Annotated in this window: 13 protein-coding genes and 1 tRNA gene; 6 read left to right on the forward strand and 8 right to left on the reverse strand. The window is 41.2% G+C overall.

All coding sequences use genetic code 11. The features are described from left to right. Positions 1-49 precede the first annotated feature (49 nt). The gene (locus tag U2718_RS00525; protein ID WP_341999252.1) at positions 50-2,395 is read right to left on the reverse strand and encodes an IMS domain-containing protein; all 2,346 of its coding nucleotides are present in this window, start codon (positions 2,393-2,395) and stop codon (positions 50-52) included. A gap of 572 nt (positions 2,396-2,967) precedes the next feature. On the opposite strand from U2718_RS00525, the gene pdhA reads away from it, so the two are divergent. From pdhA to fba, 4 genes are all read left to right on the forward strand, one after another. Further along, entirely contained in the window at positions 2,968-4,002 is a 1,035-nt protein-coding gene (pdhA, locus tag U2718_RS00530) for a pyruvate dehydrogenase (acetyl-transferring) E1 component subunit alpha (protein ID WP_341999254.1), read from the forward strand. A 150-nt stretch (positions 4,003-4,152) separates the two neighbouring features. Next, on the forward strand, positions 4,153-5,019 hold the full coding sequence (locus tag U2718_RS00535) for an aldose epimerase (RefSeq protein WP_341999823.1): 867 nt from the start codon (positions 4,153-4,155) through the stop codon (positions 5,017-5,019). A 61-nt stretch (positions 5,020-5,080) separates the two neighbouring features. Then, positions 5,081-5,152: transfer RNA gene (locus U2718_RS00540), tRNA-Lys, on the forward strand. A gap of 209 nt (positions 5,153-5,361) precedes the next feature. After that, positions 5,362-6,441 carry a class II fructose-bisphosphate aldolase gene (fba, locus tag U2718_RS00545; RefSeq protein ID WP_341999256.1) on the forward strand — a complete coding sequence of 360 codons (1,080 nt, stop codon included), beginning with the start codon at positions 5,362-5,364 and terminating at the stop codon, positions 6,439-6,441. Positions 6,442-6,572: 131 nt separating this feature from the next. Here fba and U2718_RS00550 read toward each other — a convergent pair whose 3' ends face one another. Together U2718_RS00550 and U2718_RS00555 are read right to left on the reverse strand one after the other, a co-directional pair. After that, a complete protein-coding gene (locus U2718_RS00550; RefSeq protein ID WP_341999258.1) occupies positions 6,573-7,055 on the reverse strand; it encodes a cupredoxin domain-containing protein in 483 nt (160 codons plus the stop codon). Positions 7,056-7,331: 276 nt separating this feature from the next. Then, positions 7,332-8,147, reverse strand: a complete 816-nt coding sequence (locus tag U2718_RS00555) for a carbon-nitrogen hydrolase family protein (protein ID WP_341999260.1) — start codon at positions 8,145-8,147, stop codon at positions 7,332-7,334. Between the two features lie 326 nt (positions 8,148-8,473). Between U2718_RS00555 and U2718_RS00560 the strand changes: the two genes are divergently transcribed. Continuing rightward, positions 8,474-9,067 (forward strand): MarC family protein, encoded by a 594-nt coding sequence (locus tag U2718_RS00560; RefSeq protein ID WP_289787821.1) that lies wholly within the window; start codon positions 8,474-8,476, stop codon positions 9,065-9,067. 19 nt (positions 9,068-9,086) lie between these two features. Here the strand turns inward: U2718_RS00560 and U2718_RS00565 are convergent, their stop codons facing one another. The 3 genes from U2718_RS00565 to U2718_RS00575 form a co-directional block, all read right to left on the reverse strand. Continuing rightward, positions 9,087-10,244, reverse strand: a complete 1,158-nt coding sequence (locus tag U2718_RS00565) for a peptidoglycan-binding protein (RefSeq protein ID WP_341999262.1) — start codon at positions 10,242-10,244, stop codon at positions 9,087-9,089. A gap of 292 nt (positions 10,245-10,536) precedes the next feature. Beyond that, entirely contained in the window at positions 10,537-11,658 is a 1,122-nt protein-coding gene (locus U2718_RS00570) for a DMT family transporter (protein ID WP_341999265.1), read from the reverse strand. Positions 11,659-12,128: 470 nt separating this feature from the next. After that, entirely contained in the window at positions 12,129-13,778 is a 1,650-nt protein-coding gene (locus tag U2718_RS00575; RefSeq protein WP_341999267.1) for a Ppx/GppA phosphatase family protein, read from the reverse strand. Positions 13,779-14,103: 325 nt separating this feature from the next. Here U2718_RS00575 and U2718_RS00580 point away from each other — a divergent pair, with 325 nt between their 5' ends. Further along, on the forward strand, positions 14,104-14,991 hold the full coding sequence (locus U2718_RS00580) for a 4-hydroxybenzoate solanesyltransferase (protein WP_341999269.1): 888 nt from the start codon (positions 14,104-14,106) through the stop codon (positions 14,989-14,991). On the opposite strand, the gene U2718_RS00585 is transcribed toward U2718_RS00580, so the two are convergent. Both U2718_RS00585 and U2718_RS00590 read right to left on the reverse strand, forming a co-directional pair. Next, positions 14,988-16,541 carry a serine/threonine-protein kinase gene (locus U2718_RS00585; protein WP_341999271.1) on the reverse strand — a complete coding sequence of 518 codons (1,554 nt, stop codon included), beginning with the start codon at positions 16,539-16,541 and terminating at the stop codon, positions 14,988-14,990. The two genes, U2718_RS00580 and U2718_RS00585, sit on opposite strands and share 4 nt — an antisense overlap. A gap of 48 nt (positions 16,542-16,589) precedes the next feature. After that, positions 16,590-18,233, reverse strand: a complete 1,644-nt coding sequence (locus U2718_RS00590) for a serine/threonine-protein kinase (protein ID WP_341999273.1) — start codon at positions 18,231-18,233, stop codon at positions 16,590-16,592. Positions 18,234-18,501 lie beyond the last annotated feature (268 nt).

Genomic DNA, 18,501 nt, shown 5'->3' on the forward strand with positions numbered 1-18,501 from the left:
CTCAGCGTTCCTCTGCGTTTCTACTAATATCAATGACTAATGACAACTGTTAAAGTATCGTACTAACCTTATTTATGACTGACATTTCCCGGATACGCCAACCATTTCCTTGGCGAACCAAACTATATCTAACTCGCACTGTTTCGTTGTAAGACTTACGTTGATTTATTTGACCATTTTCATAAAACTGAGCCGCTTCAGTCACAGAAGCTTGAACGGCAGCATAATTCTTATCGGTTGGACTAGTCTCTAAAGATTCTATCTTTAGCCGATGTTCATACTTGCGATAGCGATTTTCTGCTTGCTCCTGTTGAGCAACTTGCTGCCATTGAGACAGAGCCGAACCTACTAAAATTTCTTTTAAACTATCAATTTCATGATTTGGCCCTAAAGCAGCAGCTTTAGTTGACAGCCAACTTTGAATCACTTCTCGTGCCGTGACTTCTGTCAAAGGCCCTTCTGGAAATAGTGTCTTACTATTACGATCTGGAATAGGTAAAATCGGCTCATTCAGTTGTAAAACCAATTGTTCACCTTGTAGAGCAGGCGCTGGTGACAATAGATTATGCAACCATCCCAAAGCCGTTGAAATCAAAAGCCACAACACTAATATTCCCGTCACACCAATCAAAACCATCCACATCAACCGCATTTTTGCTTTTGCACCGGCAGCAAAATACCGCCGCCGACGCCCAGTTATCGGACGTTGATCTGAAGTGCGTCCTCCTGGGTTAGGATATGGCCTGCGTTTGCGCTTGACTTGAGGTTGCGATCGCCGATATGCGACAGATGGCTCTGCACCATTTACATAATAATTAGCGCCTCTGGAGTTGCGATCGCTATTCTCAGAGGGTAGTACGGGCATTTCTAAATTTGCACCCTCATAGACAGAATCAGTGGGTGACGCCGAAAATTGGGATGACGAGTATTGTGAATAGCTTGGTCTATTGTAATTTGGTGTTTGTGGAACTCTTTGTTCAGTTCTTCCATCGTGAGGAAATTGGCGATGAACTTCATTAGGATTACCGCGGTAATTCTGACGATTTATCTGTGTCTGGGAAGATGGGGGGTTAATCCCTATTTCATCACTATTGATTTGTGTTTCTGTTGGTAGTTGCTCTAAATATGCTTGAACGCGGCGATCGGCAAAATAATCTTTGAGAGAAGCTCGCTCTTGTACTAAATCGCAGAAGTGGGGAAACACTTCATTTTGCAACCAATTCTCACTGTATAAACACAGTCCTGGCAATAAATCTGGGGAGTTGAGAGAATGTTCTCGAATAAAAGCCAGGGCTTCATACTCTTGACTTAGTTCTAAAGCACGGGAGGCTTCTTCGGTTTGTCCTAGTAATAAAGCACACAGTGACTGTTCTAAATGCACATCTTGGCGCTTGCCCAAACGCACTAGCATTTGCTTGGCTTGACGAATCAAAGCCGGTTGACGTTGACTAAATCCACGTGCTACCAGAGCATAAATAGCTAAATATGTGGCGACGGCAGAGGGACGCTTGCTTTCTGCTTCAAATAGCTTGTGTTGTTCAGCAACCGTTAAGTAATTACGTAATTGCTGGATAAAGCGCAAAAAGTCATCTACGCTTAAACCAGATCGGTCATCGCCTGTGCCATCAACACCGCCACGCTCATCTAAAATTTCTTGTAATAGTTGTAACCCTTGGCTGCGTTCAGCAACTTTTTCTTTCGGCAGCGCTACTAACTCTAAAATTCGATATGGTCGTAGTCTGTATAAATCAGACTGAATTTCAGCCCTAACATTAGAAAATAAACCTTCCCGCGCTAATAATTCGTCACCAGTTTCTAACGAAACCGCAGCATTTTCGTAATGTCCTTGTTGCCATTGTTCTCGACCAACCTCCAAGCAGGCAAGAGCAATAGTAAGAACAATGTCTGCCCTTTCAGTTGCGATTTCACCGAATTCGTCAGTTTCTGAAGTAGAGCCGACTCTCAAATATGTACCGTTTTTATTGACTAGGTATGGATGACCTAGTTTAAGTACGAGTTCATATTCTCCTAGCTCTTGCAGCAGTAGTAAAGCACCGACAAATTCTTCTGGGTTGATTTCGATGCTGAGATTTTGGGAGTCAAGATTGCCATTACTATTAAAGGCACGGTTCTCTACTGCCACGGCTGCATTGCGATCGCTCTCCGAACCGTAGGCATGGGCAAGATAAATTTGATCGTAGGCTTTTCGCTCTTTGGGATCTGATAAAACCACGTAAGCCTCTTCAATTAGTTGTTTGCGAGAGTTAATTGCTGCCTGGGAATATTCGCGTCTTGGCAGTTGCACCATGCGATCGCTGTATGCCTGCCGCAATTGCTCTTCACTTGCCGCCAAAGGTAGCCCTAAAATTCGGTAGTAATCTAGCGGAATTCGCACAGCTTAACTTCCCCTGCAGCGTGATCGACGTAATTCTCCTAGAGAATTCCAGATATGTAAAACCGTGCCACAATAATAACCGATTGGTTTTACACTACAAGTGTGTTTTGCAACAAGTTCACTTATATCTGTCCAGCCCTTCTTGTGGCAATGCCAATCATGTCGTGCTAACAGAAACTTAAGATTGTTCTCCTGCCAGAATCTACGGTTTGACCGTTTCTGCAAATCAATCAGAGGAACTTGTTCCAGCATCCAGTCAGAGAAGCACCATGTTTGTATAGATTTGCTGCTGCTGGTGAGCGACCCGAAGTATAACATAATTATATTGTTATGACAATTAGTTATTCAAGAAATATGGACATAATTAGGTTATATTTTTTATCTGTTAATGAATATGCAGAAAGCAAGTTATCCTGATTGGTATTGTAGGGTCTAAGGTGGTTATCTTACCCTTACAACACACAAGATAAAACAGTATGCACTCAATAACTTGATATTGTTGATTCTTTGTGAGAATACAACTTATCTAAAATGGTAACTTTAAGTGTTACTACGGGGATAGTAAAAAAATAATGGTTCAAGAACGCACTTTACCCAAATTTGACGTCACTACCGCGCAAATCGAGAAAGAAGAAGGGTTGCGGTTGTACAAAGATATGGTTTTAGGGCGCACCTTTGAAGATAAGTGTGCTGAAATGTACTATAGGGGCAAAATGTTTGGTTTTGTCCACCTTTACAACGGTCAGGAAGCAGTCTCTACCGGGATAATTCAAGGGGCGATGCGACCTGGAGAAGATTTTGTTTGCAGTACCTACCGCGATCACGTTCATGCTTTAAGTGCGGGAGTACCAGCAAAAGAAGTCATGGCAGAACTCTTTGGGAAAGCCACGGGTTGTAGCAAAGGACGTGGCGGTTCTATGCATATGTTTTCTGCTGAACATCATTTGCTAGGTGGCTACGCTTTCGTAGCTGAAGGTATTCCTGTTGCAGCAGGGGCAGCATTTCAAAGCAAATACCGCCGTGAAGTTCTAGGCGATCCAAGTGCCGATCAAGTTACAGCTTGCTTTTTTGGCGATGGCGCTTGCAACAACGGTCAATTTTTTGAAACGTTAAACATGGCAGCGCTGTGGAAATTGCCTGTCATTTTTGTAGTTGAGAATAACAAGTGGGCTATTGGTATGGCTCACGAACGAGCAACTTCCGATCCAGAAATTTACAAAAAAGCCAGTGTGTTTAACATGGTGGGTGTAGAAGTAGATGGGATGGATGTCATGGCGGTGCGTGCAGTAGCTCAAGATGCTGTTGCCCGTGCTCGTGCAGGTGAAGGGCCAACATTAATTGAAGCACTTACCTATCGTTTTCGGGGTCACTCTTTAGCAGATCCAGATGAACTGCGCAGCAAAACCGAAAAAGAATATTGGTTTGCCCGCGATCCAATTAAAAAATTTGCTGCTTATCTGACAGAACAAAATCTGGCGACAGATGAAGAATTAAAACAGATAGATCGTCAAATTCAGCAAGAAATTGACGAAGCAGTCAAGTTCGCTGAAACAAGCCCCGAACCCAACCCCAGCGAATTGTACCGCTATATCTTTGCTGAAGATTAATTAAGAGTAGGGTGTGTTAACGCAGTGTAACGCACCATCTAAAAATGCTCTGGTGCGTTATGGCGCTTGGTATTGCTTGTGTAGCAAAATATCAACTTGGCAGCGCCTAATACACCCTACAAAACTGGAGAATTTCATAATTCAAAAGTCGTGTTTGACATATCACTAGAACAGAGACAATACTTAACTTTTATTCTTTGCGATCGCACCACCAACTCTCAGCTAGAGGTTGTACCAGAACGTGGTGGTATCATCACTCGTTGGCGCATTCAAGGGCAAGAAATTCTCTACCTGGATCAGGAGCGCTTTGCCAACCCAGAATTAAGTGTGCGTGGTGGTATTCCAATACTATTTCCAATTTGTGGCAACTTGCCTGATAACACTTACACATATAACGGTAAGCAGTATACTCTTAAACAACATGGCTTTGCCCGTGATTTATCTTGGCAAGCTATTGGTTCAATTGCCGAAGGAGTTTCCCTTCAAGCTAGTCTCCATTCGAGTGAGCAGACAAAGGCAGCTTATCCTTTTGACTTTGGGCTGGCTTTTACTTATCAGATGAAAGGAAATAGCTTGACAATTTACCAGCACTACACAAACAAATCATCTCAACCGATGCCCTTCAGTGCAGGGTTCCATCCTTACTTTTTGACTACAGACAAAACTCAGCTAGAGTTTGAAATTCCCTCCACCGAGTACCAAGACCAAATTACCAAGAAAATTCACGCGTTTGATGGTAACTTTGATTTCAACCGCGATGAAATCGACGTGGCATTTAAACAACTCAAGCGTAAATCGGCTACTGTTACCGACAACAGCCGCAAGTTGAAATTAACTCTCGATTACGACGATTTCTTCTCTACCTTGGTGTTTTGGACAGTCAAAGGCAAGGACTTTTATTGCCTCGAACCTTGGAGCTCTCCCCGCAACGCCATCAACACAGGTGAAATGCTGACAGTGTTAGAACCAGGGACTAGCCACTCAGCAATGATTCGCCTCACAGTAAATTTTTTCTAACCCCTTTACAAATCTATAGAACGTTATGATATAGTAGTGAAGTTGCAAATTAGTGCAAGAAGGGTCGCTAACTCAAAGGTAGAGTACTCGGCTTTTAACCGATTAGTTCTGGGTTCGAATCCCAGGCGACCCATATAAAGAAATTCAATACACCAAGCCAGAATTTTGATTTGTACCTTTTGAACTATAGCGTAAGAAACTATGGCGTAAACTTTTTAAACATAAACACCCATCACTAGTTATAATTTCCTATAAGCTCACAATAATCTTAAGATTGGCGTAATATTTATTTACGCTGTATGTCAAATTGACTAGCTGACAACCACAATAGGAGGACTATCTATGGCGCTCGTGCCAATGCGGCTGCTGTTAGATCACGCGGCAGAAAACGATTACGGCATTCCCGCTTTCAACGTCAACAACATGGAGCAGATTCAGTCAATTATGCTAGCTGCCCATGAAACAGATAGCCCCGTAATTTTGCAAGCTTCTCGTGGCGCTCGCAAGTACGCTGGCGAAAACTTCCTGCGTCACCTGATTTTGGCAGCGGTGGAAACCTATCCTCATCTTCCCATTGCCATGCACCAAGATCATGGTAATGAACCTGCTACCTGCTACTCAGCAATCAAAAACGGCTTTACCAGCGTAATGATGGATGGTTCGCTGGAAGCTGATGCAAAAACTCCCGCTAGCTACGAGTACAACGTCAATGTTACCCGCGAAGTGGTAAAAGTGGCTCACGCATTGGGCGTCAGCGTCGAAGGTGAACTCGGTTGCTTGGGTTCTCTTGAGACTGGTATGGGTGACAAAGAAGACGGTCACGGTTTTGAAGGTAAGCTTTCTCATGATCAGTTGCTAACCGATCCAGACCAAGCGGTAGACTTTGTAGAACAAACTCAAGTAGATGCTTTGGCTGTTGCTATTGGTACTAGCCACGGTGCTTACAAATTTACCCGTAAGCCAACTGGGGAAATTCTGGCAATCAGCCGCATTGAAGAAATTCACCGTCGTTTGCCTAACACCCACTTGGTAATGCACGGTTCCTCCTCCGTACCCGAAGATTTGATTGCTCTAATTAACCAGTACGGTGGTACCATTCCCGAAACCTACGGTGTACCTGTGGAAGAAATCCAAAAAGGTATCAAGAGCGGTGTACGCAAGGTAAATATTGATACTGACAACCGTTTGGCAATTACCGCTGCTGTAAGAGAGGCTCTGGCAGCCAACTCTAAAGAGTTTGACCCTCGTCATTTCCTCAAACCTTCCATTAAATATATGCAGAAGGTTTGTGCTGACCGCTACCAGCAATTTGGTACTGCTGGTAATGCTAGCAAAATTAAGCAAGTTTCTTTGGAAGAATTTGCTGCTAAGTATGCTAAAGGTGAACTCAACGCCACTATTAAGAAAACTGTTGCTCTGTAACTTCAGAAAATAAATAGGGATATTCATCTAGCTATGTCCCTATTTTTCTAAAAATTTCCATCACTAGTTGATTCAGCCGGGAAGCGTTTATGCTCCTCGGTTGTTTGTTTTATGTCAATACGTTTGGTACTTCATGTCACTGTAAGTATGGTTCTCATCCCAGCTTGAAAGTGTCCTGGTAGATTACAAACTATCAAATATTTGCCAGGAATTAAGTTCACTTTGAGTGTTTTGGTTGTATCACTTTTAAGTTCATCCGCTTCGATTTCACCAATTTTTTTACCAGCTTTGTCTGTATCTAAGCGATCGCCATTTGTCAGTGGCAATTTATCGATTGGTAAGTCAGTCTTGATCACTTCCATTTCGTGTGCCAATCTACCTTCGTTCGTAACCACAAATTCTACATCTCCACCTGGAACTGTTGATTTTGATAGCTGGAATGCCATTTCCTTGACGGTTACTTGAACTGTATTGGCACTAGATGCAGCCGATGAACCGACTACACCAGGAGAGTTAGTAGTTGCTTGCTGTGCCGGCTTATTTGTACTGCATGCCCAACACAGCAATAGCGATGCGATCACCATTAAGCAAAATTTCCAAATCCGCTTGTTCAATTTTTTATACCTACTGCGATAAAAGGGAACGGGGAACAGGGGTTTGTGAGGGGTTAACCCAACCCTCTTTTTGCAACAAGCACTTCGGTTGGGGTTTTAGAACTTTATAGAGGAACAGATAAAATTAAGTTTGTTTTATATTTTGTATTTTGAATATAAAAAGCGAACAAATTAGTTCGAGTTCTAATTTTTTTACAATTGAAAGCTAAATCAAAGAGACGCGATCACCGCGTCTCTTAAGTACTTATGATCTGTTCCCCCAACCCTGTTTCCTTATTAATGAAAGACTCGGTGTTGCAGAGACGGCATTTGACGTCTGACTTGTTCGATGCGCGAGGGATTAATTTCGGCGATCGCAACTCCCGGTTTCTCACCAGCATCGGCTAAAATGACTCCCCAAGGATCGATAATCATGGCGTGTCCGTGGGTTTGACGGCGATCGTAGTTTAATCCTGTTTGGGCTGGTGCAATTACATAGCAGGTGTTTTCAATGGCACGGGCTTGCAACAATACTTGCCAGTGATCTTTACCCGTAAACGCAGTGAAGGCGGCTGGAACAAAAAGAATATCTGCTCCCTTAGATGACATATGGCGGTAAACTTCTGGGAAGCGGACATCATAACAAACTGAAATTCCAATGTTACCCAATGTTTCGCTAGGATAAATAGAGGGCAGAACTGTGCCAGCCATCACAGTAGTGGATTCTCGATAGGTGTTGCCATCAGGAACATTAACATCAAATAAGTGTACTTTATGGTAGCGCAGCAACTGTTGACCATTGGGAGCGATAAGTAAAGCAGTGTTATAAACCTTGCCTGCACCCTCCACAGGAACTGGAAAACCACCGCCCAAGATGGTAATTTGATAACGCTGCGCCATTGTTGTCAAGAAATCTTCTGTTTTTTGAGCGATCGCATCCGCTTGGGCAAGTTTGTCCTTTTCTTCTCCCATAAAGGGGAAATTTTCTGGCAAACCAACCAGTTCTGCACCCTGACGCACGGCTAAATCAATTAATTCCTCGGCTTGTGCCAAGTTTTTCTCCAAATCAGGCACACTGGTCATTTGAATAGCGGCAGCTAAATAAGATTTCATAGAGTTAGCAAATGTTATGCAAAATAGATTATCAAATAGTGATTAGTTAGTGGTTAGTAGTTAGTAGGGGTGGGTTTATTTAGATATTTCGTCATCCTAGAAAGATTGTCGTTAAAACCCGCCCATACAGTAAGTGGTTTATTACTCCCCTTGTCTCCCGCTCCCCCTTGCCCGCTGCTTCTGAAGCTCCCCTGCTCCCCCTCCCCGTGTCTCCTTGTTTCCATGTCCTTTGTCTCCCCCTCTCCTCTACATCCTCCTATGGCAGCTAGGAAATAGGACAGGATTCAGGTTAAGTTGTTAGAAAACCCTGATAGATCCGATCTGCTGTGGATACGTCTGTTCTCATTAAAACTTTTGTTGCTGTCTTTGTACTTGCGGATGCGATTGGTAATATACCAATACTTTTGGTTTTGACCAAAGGTATGGAAGCAGAACAAAGAAACAAAGTAATAGATAAAGCCATTTTAGTGGCAATAGCAGTGCTTTTACTATTTGCCTGTGCTGGTAAATTCATTTTGATTTACTTGGATGTCAGTATGGGATCTTTACGAGTAGCTGGAGGATTACTGCTATTATTAATTGCTTTACAAATGCTACAAGGACAATTAGATACTCCAGTGATTGACAAAGAGCGTGATGTAGCAATTACTCCTTTAGCGTTGCCATTATTAGCTGGGCCTGGCACACTTACATCTGTAATGTTATTAATGTCAGAATCTCCTAGTCCGCATATTAGTGTAGTAGTGGGGATTATCGTAGCGATGTTCGTTAGTTGGTTAATTTTGCGACAAGCAAATTTTATTGATAATTGGATCGGTGCAGAAGGTGAAGTAATTATTACTCAACTTTTAGGTTTTCTATTGGCGGCATTGGCAGTGGAAATTGGCAGTACAGGAGTTAAAGAGTTGTTTTTGAGTTAATTTTAAATCCTAAAGATTGTCAATCTTGAAATTCTGTTGATGAAGTTCCTGGTAGATTTTCCGGAGATGACAAACTACGAATACGATGCATTTGTGCAAGAGCATATCGTGCTGTTGCTTGAACTTCAACATCGGAATCTTGCACCGCATGACATAACATCTGGCTGATTTGAGCTATCATGTCGTACACGCGAGTCAGATCGCGAATCGCATTTTGCCGTACTTGGGGGCTTTCATCTTGCAGTGACATTGCCAAAGCGCGGTTCATCGGTTTGAGCGTGCGGGTGCCAATTTCTGCCAAAGCAGCCAAAATTAAACTACGTTGTTGCGAATCTGCATCAATCATCAGATCTACTAATGGCTGAATTGCTCGTGAATCTCCTTGTTGCCCCAAATCCCATATCGCTTTAGCTCGGTGAATCGGATCGGAACTATTTAAGTCTTTGATCAATTCCTCAACAATATTGACTTTGGCAAGATGGGGAGTAGCTATTGGTGGTAGTAATTTTTTAGGTTGCGGTGTATCAGTTGCTGGGGGAGTAATGCCATTAGAGCTAGGAGAGTCTTGGTTGGCTGTGATTTCTAACTTTTGTGAAGGTTGCGTAACTGGGTTAGTTTCGGCTTGAGTAAAAGTTTCTAACTCTGAAGTATCTTCTAAAGTATCTGTCGGTGTATTTTTTTTGCCTTTACTAAGCCATTTTACAAGATATAGCAATGCACCAGTACTTCCGAAAAGGGCGATCGCCACAAGCAACCACCACATCAGACTGTGTCTTCCAGATACCCGCTTGTGTTGGGCAGGCTGCGGAGTCACATTGGCGACAATAGATTTTTTTTCTACTTCTGCTTCGAGCAGTTTCGTAGTTTGGGTACTAGCAATTCCATTTGCTGCTAAATTTCGGTTTTGCTGAAATTTAATTACAGCATCACGTGTGGCTGTACCATACTGTCCATCGATCACACCATCGTAGTAGCCTAACTCTAGTAGTTGGGCTTGTAGTGTCTTGACTTGATTCCCTGTACTGCCAAGTTTGAGAATTGCCAGGTTGCTAGTGTCTTGCAAACTGACTTGGGTAAGTTTTAGGAATTCATGGACTGGTTTTGGTATAGCTGCATTGACTGGAATGTAGTCCAAACTTAAGCCAGTAAAGCCGATGACGATCAAAATTGAGAACATACTCTCATGTAGCAAATTTCAGCCAGAAGTGGATTGCCAGTAAAATACCGCAAAATAACTTCTATCTGGCTAAATGTTAAGTTTTATCCCAAAGAATGACAAGCGATGTCTTTGAACAACAAGGGAACAGGGAATAGGAAAAAGGGTTGGAGGAATAATTTTGGCAGGCAGGGGAGCTTCAGGAGCTGAGGGAGAAATAATGTGCTTATTCCGTGCCTGGGCAGCTACCCTATTTGGGAAAGTTAGATATAACTCGATCCTATACAGCCCCTACATTTCACAATTAGTATCATCACAAATTCTTTGAGGGTAAAATTTCTGATTCAGATTCTCTTACAGGTACGGTTAGAGAATTCAGTTTTTTCCCTGAAGTTTCTAAAACAGGCTGTTGTTTAGTAGTTATCTGTTCTGGTACTTTTTCATTCTTACTTACCCCTGCTAAGGAATCGCGCTGGTTGATCAAATAGATACTGATTAAAGTCAAACCAACTCCTCCCCACTGTAGAGGGCTAAGGATTTCCTTGAGCAACAAATTGCCAAATAGCAGGGCAAATACAGGAGTAAGGAAAGTGAGAGAACTGAGACTTGTCAGATTGCCTCTAGAGGCAAAATAGAAAAATAATCCGTAGGCGATCGCACTGCCAAACACTGTGGCGTAAGCTAAAGCAAACCAATCAGATGCTACTAAATTAGGTAATTGTTGAGATTCTGCAACTGATGAAATCGCCCACAAAGGCAAACCACCCAAAATCATATGCCAACCTGTGGCGGTTATAGGATCGGCATAGCGGCTAACAAATCTGATTAAAATTGTTCCTACAGCCATACTAAGCGCCGCCAACAGCATTAACCATTCACCGCTTTGAAACAAGGAGTCAAGGATTGGGATTGTAGAGGCAGCACCTTGGGAGCGCCCTAGAAAGTCGAAAGGCGAAAGAGTGTGCTGAGAAAAAATCCCCAGAATCCACTCATCAGGTAAGCCAATCAAACTAATACCTGTGACTCCAAGTAAAAGCCCCAGCCATCCCCACAAGCCAATTCTTTCTTGAAATAACCAACAAGACATTAATGCCACAGCCAATGGCTGAGAATCAATCATGACTGAGCCTAAGCCAGCACCAGTTCTAACCAATCCCTCTGCCAAAAAACCTTGAAATAAAGTTCCATCTACCAAGGCAAATAAAACAATCCACAGCCAAGCTGCCCAGCCTCTAGGCTGGGGTTTGCCCATAATTGCCGCTGCAATCAAAATCAGTATCCCGGCTGGTAAGATACGCACTCCCGCCATGAATAGTGGTGTGGTGTGGGAAATAACTCCTTTCATCGCCACCATAGCCGTACCCCACAGGAAAAAGGGTGCGATTAGGAGTAGGGGAGCGAGGGGAAGCCGAGATGCACTGAGTTTCAGCTGCATGGAATTGCTGACGCCTTTTTTTCACAACTGCAAAAATGCTTTACCTAATTTTACCGAAATATTTCGTTTTGTGAAGGAAAGAATACTCAGTTGCGATCCTCAAATACATTCTGAAGCTACTATGGCGTTCTCCTGTCATTGCTGGTAACAGTGGTGTTTGCCGACTATGGATCGGCGATCATCGTTTGGGAAAGGTAACACCGCTAAGTGGATGAGTCATGCCAAGTTGCATTCATACAGGTAACATTCTCTTTTTCCTCTCTCTGCGTTCCTTGCGCCTCGATGGTTTATTTTTAATTTTTAATTTCTTCAATCTTCTCTAGGGGCAAGCCAAGAGGTAATTGAGCAGCAACTGTTGGATAATTACTGTCTAAGTAGGCGCGAATGCGATTTAAAGCATTGAACCTTCATAGAAAAAACTTAAGGTGCGTTACACTGCGTTAACGCACCCTATTTTATTCACCAATCGACTAACTAACTACAACAGCAGACGATTCCAAACTCGTCACTAATTCCACATTAAACTCTGCCTCAAAGACTCCTTTTTTGTAATCTAAACTCCAGAGTTCTAAGCCGCAGTCATCATCAGGACGAGATGGAAAAACTCGTATTCTAAATAGTCGTGAATCTGGATAAAATTCACATTTCAATTGCGTGATTGCTCCAATTTGTCGCCTATCTAAAGCAACTGCCAATCTTAAAATGGCACTCAATTGACTGACAAGTTGTCGGTGTTCTTTGTGCAGGAGATTGCGGAAATTTTCGTGCTTTTTCTTTGGCGGTGATTTGCGATGATAACGCGCTAAGTTGGCAATAATTTCGATTTCGGTTTCAGTATAGCCAAGTAATTCACCATTACGAATCAGATAGTAAGAGTGTTTGTGGTGAGAATCATGACTGACATAGTGACCACAGTTATGTAATATGGCAGCAGCCCAAAGCAGTTGCCTTTCCTCCGCTCCCCAATTGTGCAGGATACCTTGAGTTTGGTCAAATATACTGAGAGCAAATACTGCGACGCGATCGCTATGTTCTAAATTGACATGATATTTTTTGGCACTTTTGAGAACACTGCGTTGGCGTACTGAGCTTTGATAACGCAAACGATCTTCTATTAAGCTATGGGTGAGCATCCAATCTACAATCACTCCTTCCCGAAGTGAACGCTCACACACTGTTAATGATTCTACTCCCAACAGACTCATTGCTTCCTGTAATATTACTGCGCCTGCCAGTATAACTTCTGACCGCTTTTCTGGCATACCGGGTATTGTCGCCCGTTCGGAGTTAGTCATTTTCCGCAAGCGATTTACCGAGTCTCGCAAATCTTTGAGACTAAGCTGATAGCCGTTGAGAGTATTAGGCACAAAACCTAATTTCTCTCTAGCATTGATTGCAGCCATTGTTTCGATAGTACCGGAAGTTCCTACCAAGCGAGGATATTCACCAAAGTGTAAGTTCGCCAATACCTCTTCTACAGAACGTTCCAGCATGCCGCGTGCATAGGCTTGCAGGTATTGAAATTCGACGTTGCTAACGGGATCTGTCGAGATCAATTCATTCGTGAGTCGAACCGCACCAATTTTGGTACTAGTAAGGGTTCGCTCCTCATAACTGTCGCCCAAAATTATTTCTGTGGAACCACCGCCAATATCGATAATTACATGGGGCTGGTTGTTAAATTCCATCCCCGACAGCACACCCAAGTAAATCCGCCGTGCTTCTTCTTGCCCCGAAATCAAGTCAACGCTCAAACCCAACTCGACTTCTACCTGGTGTAAAAACTCTTTACCATTGGGGGCTTCCCGCACAGCGCTAGTTGCGACAGCAACGATTGTCTCGGCGTTGAGAGTTTTAGCTACTTCTTGGAAACGCCGCAAGCAAGCGATCGCTCTTTCAATCACTTCTGGTTTTAAACATCCAGTGACAAGATCGCGATCGCCCAGTCTCACAGTTTCTTTTTCTCTGCCGATAATACTGAACGCTGGCAGTGTTGGTTCAATCTGCACAATTACCATGTGCAGAGAATTCGTTCCCAAGTCGATAGCAGCGATGATTCGCTGTTGCTTACCAGTTTGAGTTGGTGTACTCCCCCAGTTAGCAGAAACTAAATTCACCATCTATTTTATTCTCTCTATTTAGGATGGTAGGAGCCGACAACGCCGATTAAACGGCACGAGTGTTGTGAAACAAATTTGTCTCAGATAGAAAGCCGGATAACTCTACCTGAGTGATAGAATTCACCCTGCTGCTTGCAACTCAAAGAACTATTTAGATTGATTCCAAGTTGCCACTTTAGATTTTGCTTTTATAAATATCAAATAACAAATATCAAATAAAATTATTCTAGATTATGTGAAGATGTGTGAACTGGGTCAGTTATCAGTTACCAGTTATTCAGTTTCCTTCCCTGTTCCTAGTCCTAGTCTAACTTTTGAGATTCCTATGCTAACTACACCAGAATCCAAACAGGAACCAACATGGCTTATGATCATCCGGCTTTTACGGTGGCATAAGCCAGAAGGGCGATTAATATTAATGATTCCTGCCCTTTGGGCTGTGTTTTTGGCAGGTGCTGGGAAACCACCTTTACCATTAGTTGGGGTGATTATTCTGGGAACCCTCGCCACAAGTGCTGCTGGCTGTGTAGTCAATGACTTATGGGATAGAGATATAGATCCAGAAGTGGAAAGAACACGCGATCGCCCCCTTGCCTCCCGTGCGCTTTCGGTGAAAGTTGGTATCGTTGTTGCGTTGATAGCGCTCGGATGTGCAGCGGTTCTTGCTTTCTATCTTAACCCACTCTCATTTTGGTTGTCTGTGGCAGCAGTTCCAGTGATTTTGCTTTATCCAGGTGCTAAACGCGTATTTCCTGTACCGCAGTTGGTGCTTTCAATTGCCTGGGGTTTTGCCGTGTTAATTAGCTGGAGTGCAGTGACGCAGAACCTTTCCTTATCGGCTTGGCTACTTTGGAGTGCGACAGTACTGTGGACGCTAGGATTTGATACCGTCTATGCTATGAGCGATCGCGATGACGACAGGCGCATTGGTGTAAATTCCAGTGCTTTATTTTTTGGTAATTATGCTCCTATGGCAATTGGCATTTTCTTTGGTGGTACCGTCTTTTTTCTCGCCTGGCTAGGAATCACCATACACCTTCATCTAGCCTTCTGGATTAGTATTGTCATTGCAACTACTGGCTGGATTTGGCAGTTTATTCGCTTAACTAAAGAAGACTTGCCTAACTCTATTTACGGTGAAATTTTTCGGCAAAATGTTTGGATTGGTTTTATCGTCTTGGCTGGAATGATTATCGGCAGTTTTTCAATCTAATACATAATTTGAGGAACAGAGCCTGACGCTGCAACATACTGTAGCATCCGAGACTGTAATTGTAGATATTGTTGCTTCAACAAATTTTTGCTCAACTGTAGATAAGACGAAGCTGGTAGACGTTGACTCTGTTCTACCCATCTTTTGAGCATTTGCCGCTGATCTAAAGCTATATAACTGCTCAAAACATTAGTGCAGAAATTTGGTACTTCTAGAGTAAAGAAAATCAAAGGATAGCGTTCATTTTCAGCCAAAGAACTCACTAGCTTATGATTGTGAGGATTTGTCATATCTAAGTAACAAGGTAGCCACTTAGAGCCAAATTCTCGACTGTAAAGTAAAGTCACCCACAGCAGCATTGGGTGAGGAGATGCGACAAAAATAAACTGGTTGCAACGCATTGAAGAGTTGTACTTGCTGATATTTTGCACAGACATCATCAGCAATAGCCCTGTCACCAAACCTTGTTCAGTCTCAACTAGCTGAGGAAAAACTATTTCCTGAATAGGTTTATCTTTAGGCCATACTAGCTTTTTACACGCTTGTTTTATCGGTAGTAACTCAGAATGCCCAACTGAGGAGGATGAAAAAGTAGGGGAGGCAGGTATCCCAACTTGAGCAGTACTGGCGGGTGATTGTGGTGGAGATGGAGAAGACAGTTTCTCTGCCAGAATTTCCAATATTTTAAGAACTTCACCCAAATTTTGAGGGCGATCGCTGGCTGATTTTGCCAAACAAGCCATAATTAAATCATTCAGTTTCTCTGGCAGTTTGAGATTGGGATTAATATCGGCGATCGTCCGTGGTGGTTGAAAGTGATGAGCTTTATACCAAGCGCCAAAAAAATCAGTTTCTGGTTGCCAAGGTTTCTGCCCTGTCAGCATCTCAAACATCATCACCCCCAAACTATAAATATCAGAACGACTATCTAATTCATTACCGTCTAATTGTTCTGGTGAGCAGTAGGGTAAAGTGCCATGAAAGCTCTTACTAGTGCCTATTGTGTTTTGTGTAGTTAAAAATTTAGCAATTCCAAAATCTAAAATTTTGACTAACTGACCCAATATCGGATCAGGGACAACTAATATATTAACTGGCTTGATATCTCTATGTACAAGTGGATAAGTTTTACCGTCTATATTAATACCTTGATGAGCGCACTGCAAACCCAAACAAATCTGGCGGCAAATAGCAATAAATATCGGCAATGGTGTAGGAATCAAATCTTTTAAAATCTTGCCGCATAAATATTCCATTACATAGAAAGGTTTACCATTTTCACTTACACCATAATCTGTTACCTTAACTATATGTAAACTCTGTTGACTTAATGCTGCACAAATGCGAGCTTCGCGAGCAAAGTCTTGTTGCATCTTACCTTCTGAAAAAGTCTGAGACAAGAATTTAATCGCAACTGATATTCCTCCTAGCAAAAGATCCTCTGCCAGAAAAACTTCTCCCATACCTCCTCTACCAATTATTTTTTTTAATTGATAACGTTTGGCAAGCAACCCTAGATTGTTTGTAGGGTTAAACGAACTAATATTCATTGTTTCAACCTCTACGATATCTATAAGGTTAAAAATTAAATTTTATAATTATCTATCTTGATTGGAATAACGCAAAAATAAATTTAAAAAAATATCGATCCATTTATCAAACCATGTTTTACCAACTAGCTCTCCTTGTTTATGTTGTTCTGCTAAACTTTGCATAATTTCTGATTTCATATTTTCATATTCCGTTTTCAATATAGCTTTACTTTCATTGAATGAAATTACAGTGTCTGGTTTGTACCTCATCTCCAAATAATCTAATAATTGCTGACGCTGAACGGCAGTTAGAGATAAAGTAATTACATTATTGCAATGATTTGGTTCTTCTAATGTAAAAAACAGCAGATGATAGTAGCCAAGTGCTGCTAAAGAATGTACTAGATTGTATCCTTGATTATCTTTTAAATCTAAAAAATAAGATAACCATCTTGTCAATTGAACTTGTACATCAGATAAGACAGTAATCCATAATAAAACTGGATAAAGATTTTTTTGAAATATAAATTCTACACAATTATTTTTATTTAAAAAGCTAGCTATTTCCTTTTGGGGTAACATCGCCCAAAAAGTTGGGATAGAGCTTTGTTGTGTGTGGAGCAAATGTGGAAAACAAATAGAAGCTATTGGTTTATTTTTAGGCCACTTTTTTTGCAAACAAAGTTTTTCTGACCATGAAGTTACAGGTACTAATTGTACTAGCTCTTTATTTTGATAACTATTACTATTAACAGCAATATCTCTATCTTGTTGACGCTGAATATATTCTAAAGCTACTAATATTTGGTTGACATTTTGAGGTCGATTTCTTACTTCTTTAGCTAAACAACCAATGACTAAATTTTTTAATTTTTGCGGTATTTTTAACTGAGGAGCAACTTCCTCAAAAGCAGGTGGTGTTTCAAAACGATGAGCTTGATACCAATCACCGAAAGAATGACTTTTGATTTGAAACGGATGTTTGCCTGTTAACATTTCAAACATCAGTACACCTAAACTGTAAATATCAGAGCGCACATCCAATAGTTTGCGTCCTTCCATATGTTCTGGAGAACAGTAAGGTAAACTACCTATAAAAGACTCTGTTATAGTCATTCCAGAACGTTCACTTAAAAACTTGGCAATTCCAAAATCTAGAATCTTTACAATTTTATGTTTTTGGTGATCTTTACTACCTTCACTTAAAAAAATATTTTCTGGCTTAATGTCTCGGTGAACAATTGGATAAATTTCTCCTTTGAGATTTACACCTTGATGAGCGCATTGTAAACCTAAACAAATTTGATGACAAACAATTAAAAAATTTGATAAATCCAATGGTTCAATTTTAAGAATATTTTTTAGATTTTTTCCTTGCAAATACTCCATTACATAAAAAGGAACTTTATCTTCAGTTACACCATAGCTTAATACTCGAACAATATGTGTACTTTTGCGACCTAATTGAGCACCAATAAAAATTTCTCTAGCAAATCTTTGAGACATTTGCTGATTTACTAAATTCATAGACAAAAGCTTAACTGCAACTGGTATATTACCTTTAGCAGAATCTTCTGCTAGATATACTTTTCCCATACCTCCTTTACCAATTAAATCTTTAATTAAATAGCGATTGTTTAGAAATTTTCCAATATAAACATCTAACTCTATTTTTTGTAAATTCTTATTGTTAATATCATTTTGGGACATAAAGTTTTTTCGATTCTCCAATTATTCAGTCAAGTAAATAAAATATTTTTTACTTGATTTTACTAAAATAAATAAATATTAAAGTTTAATAGATTCATTTAAAAATAAATAGAAAATAATCATAACTTTTTACTAAAGCCATCTTGAAAAAGATATAAAGGTTTGTAAACCTTATTTAACACAAATATTAGTTAATAAGTATGAGAAAAACCACTGAAACTCAAAGATTTATAAAAATTTTCTTGCTGGAATCAGTGTATTTACTATC

Origin of the sequence: Chlorogloeopsis sp. ULAP02 (assembly GCF_038404745.2) — a bacterium.
Taxonomy (GTDB): Bacteria; Cyanobacteriota; Cyanobacteriia; order Cyanobacteriales; family Nostocaceae; genus Chlorogloeopsis.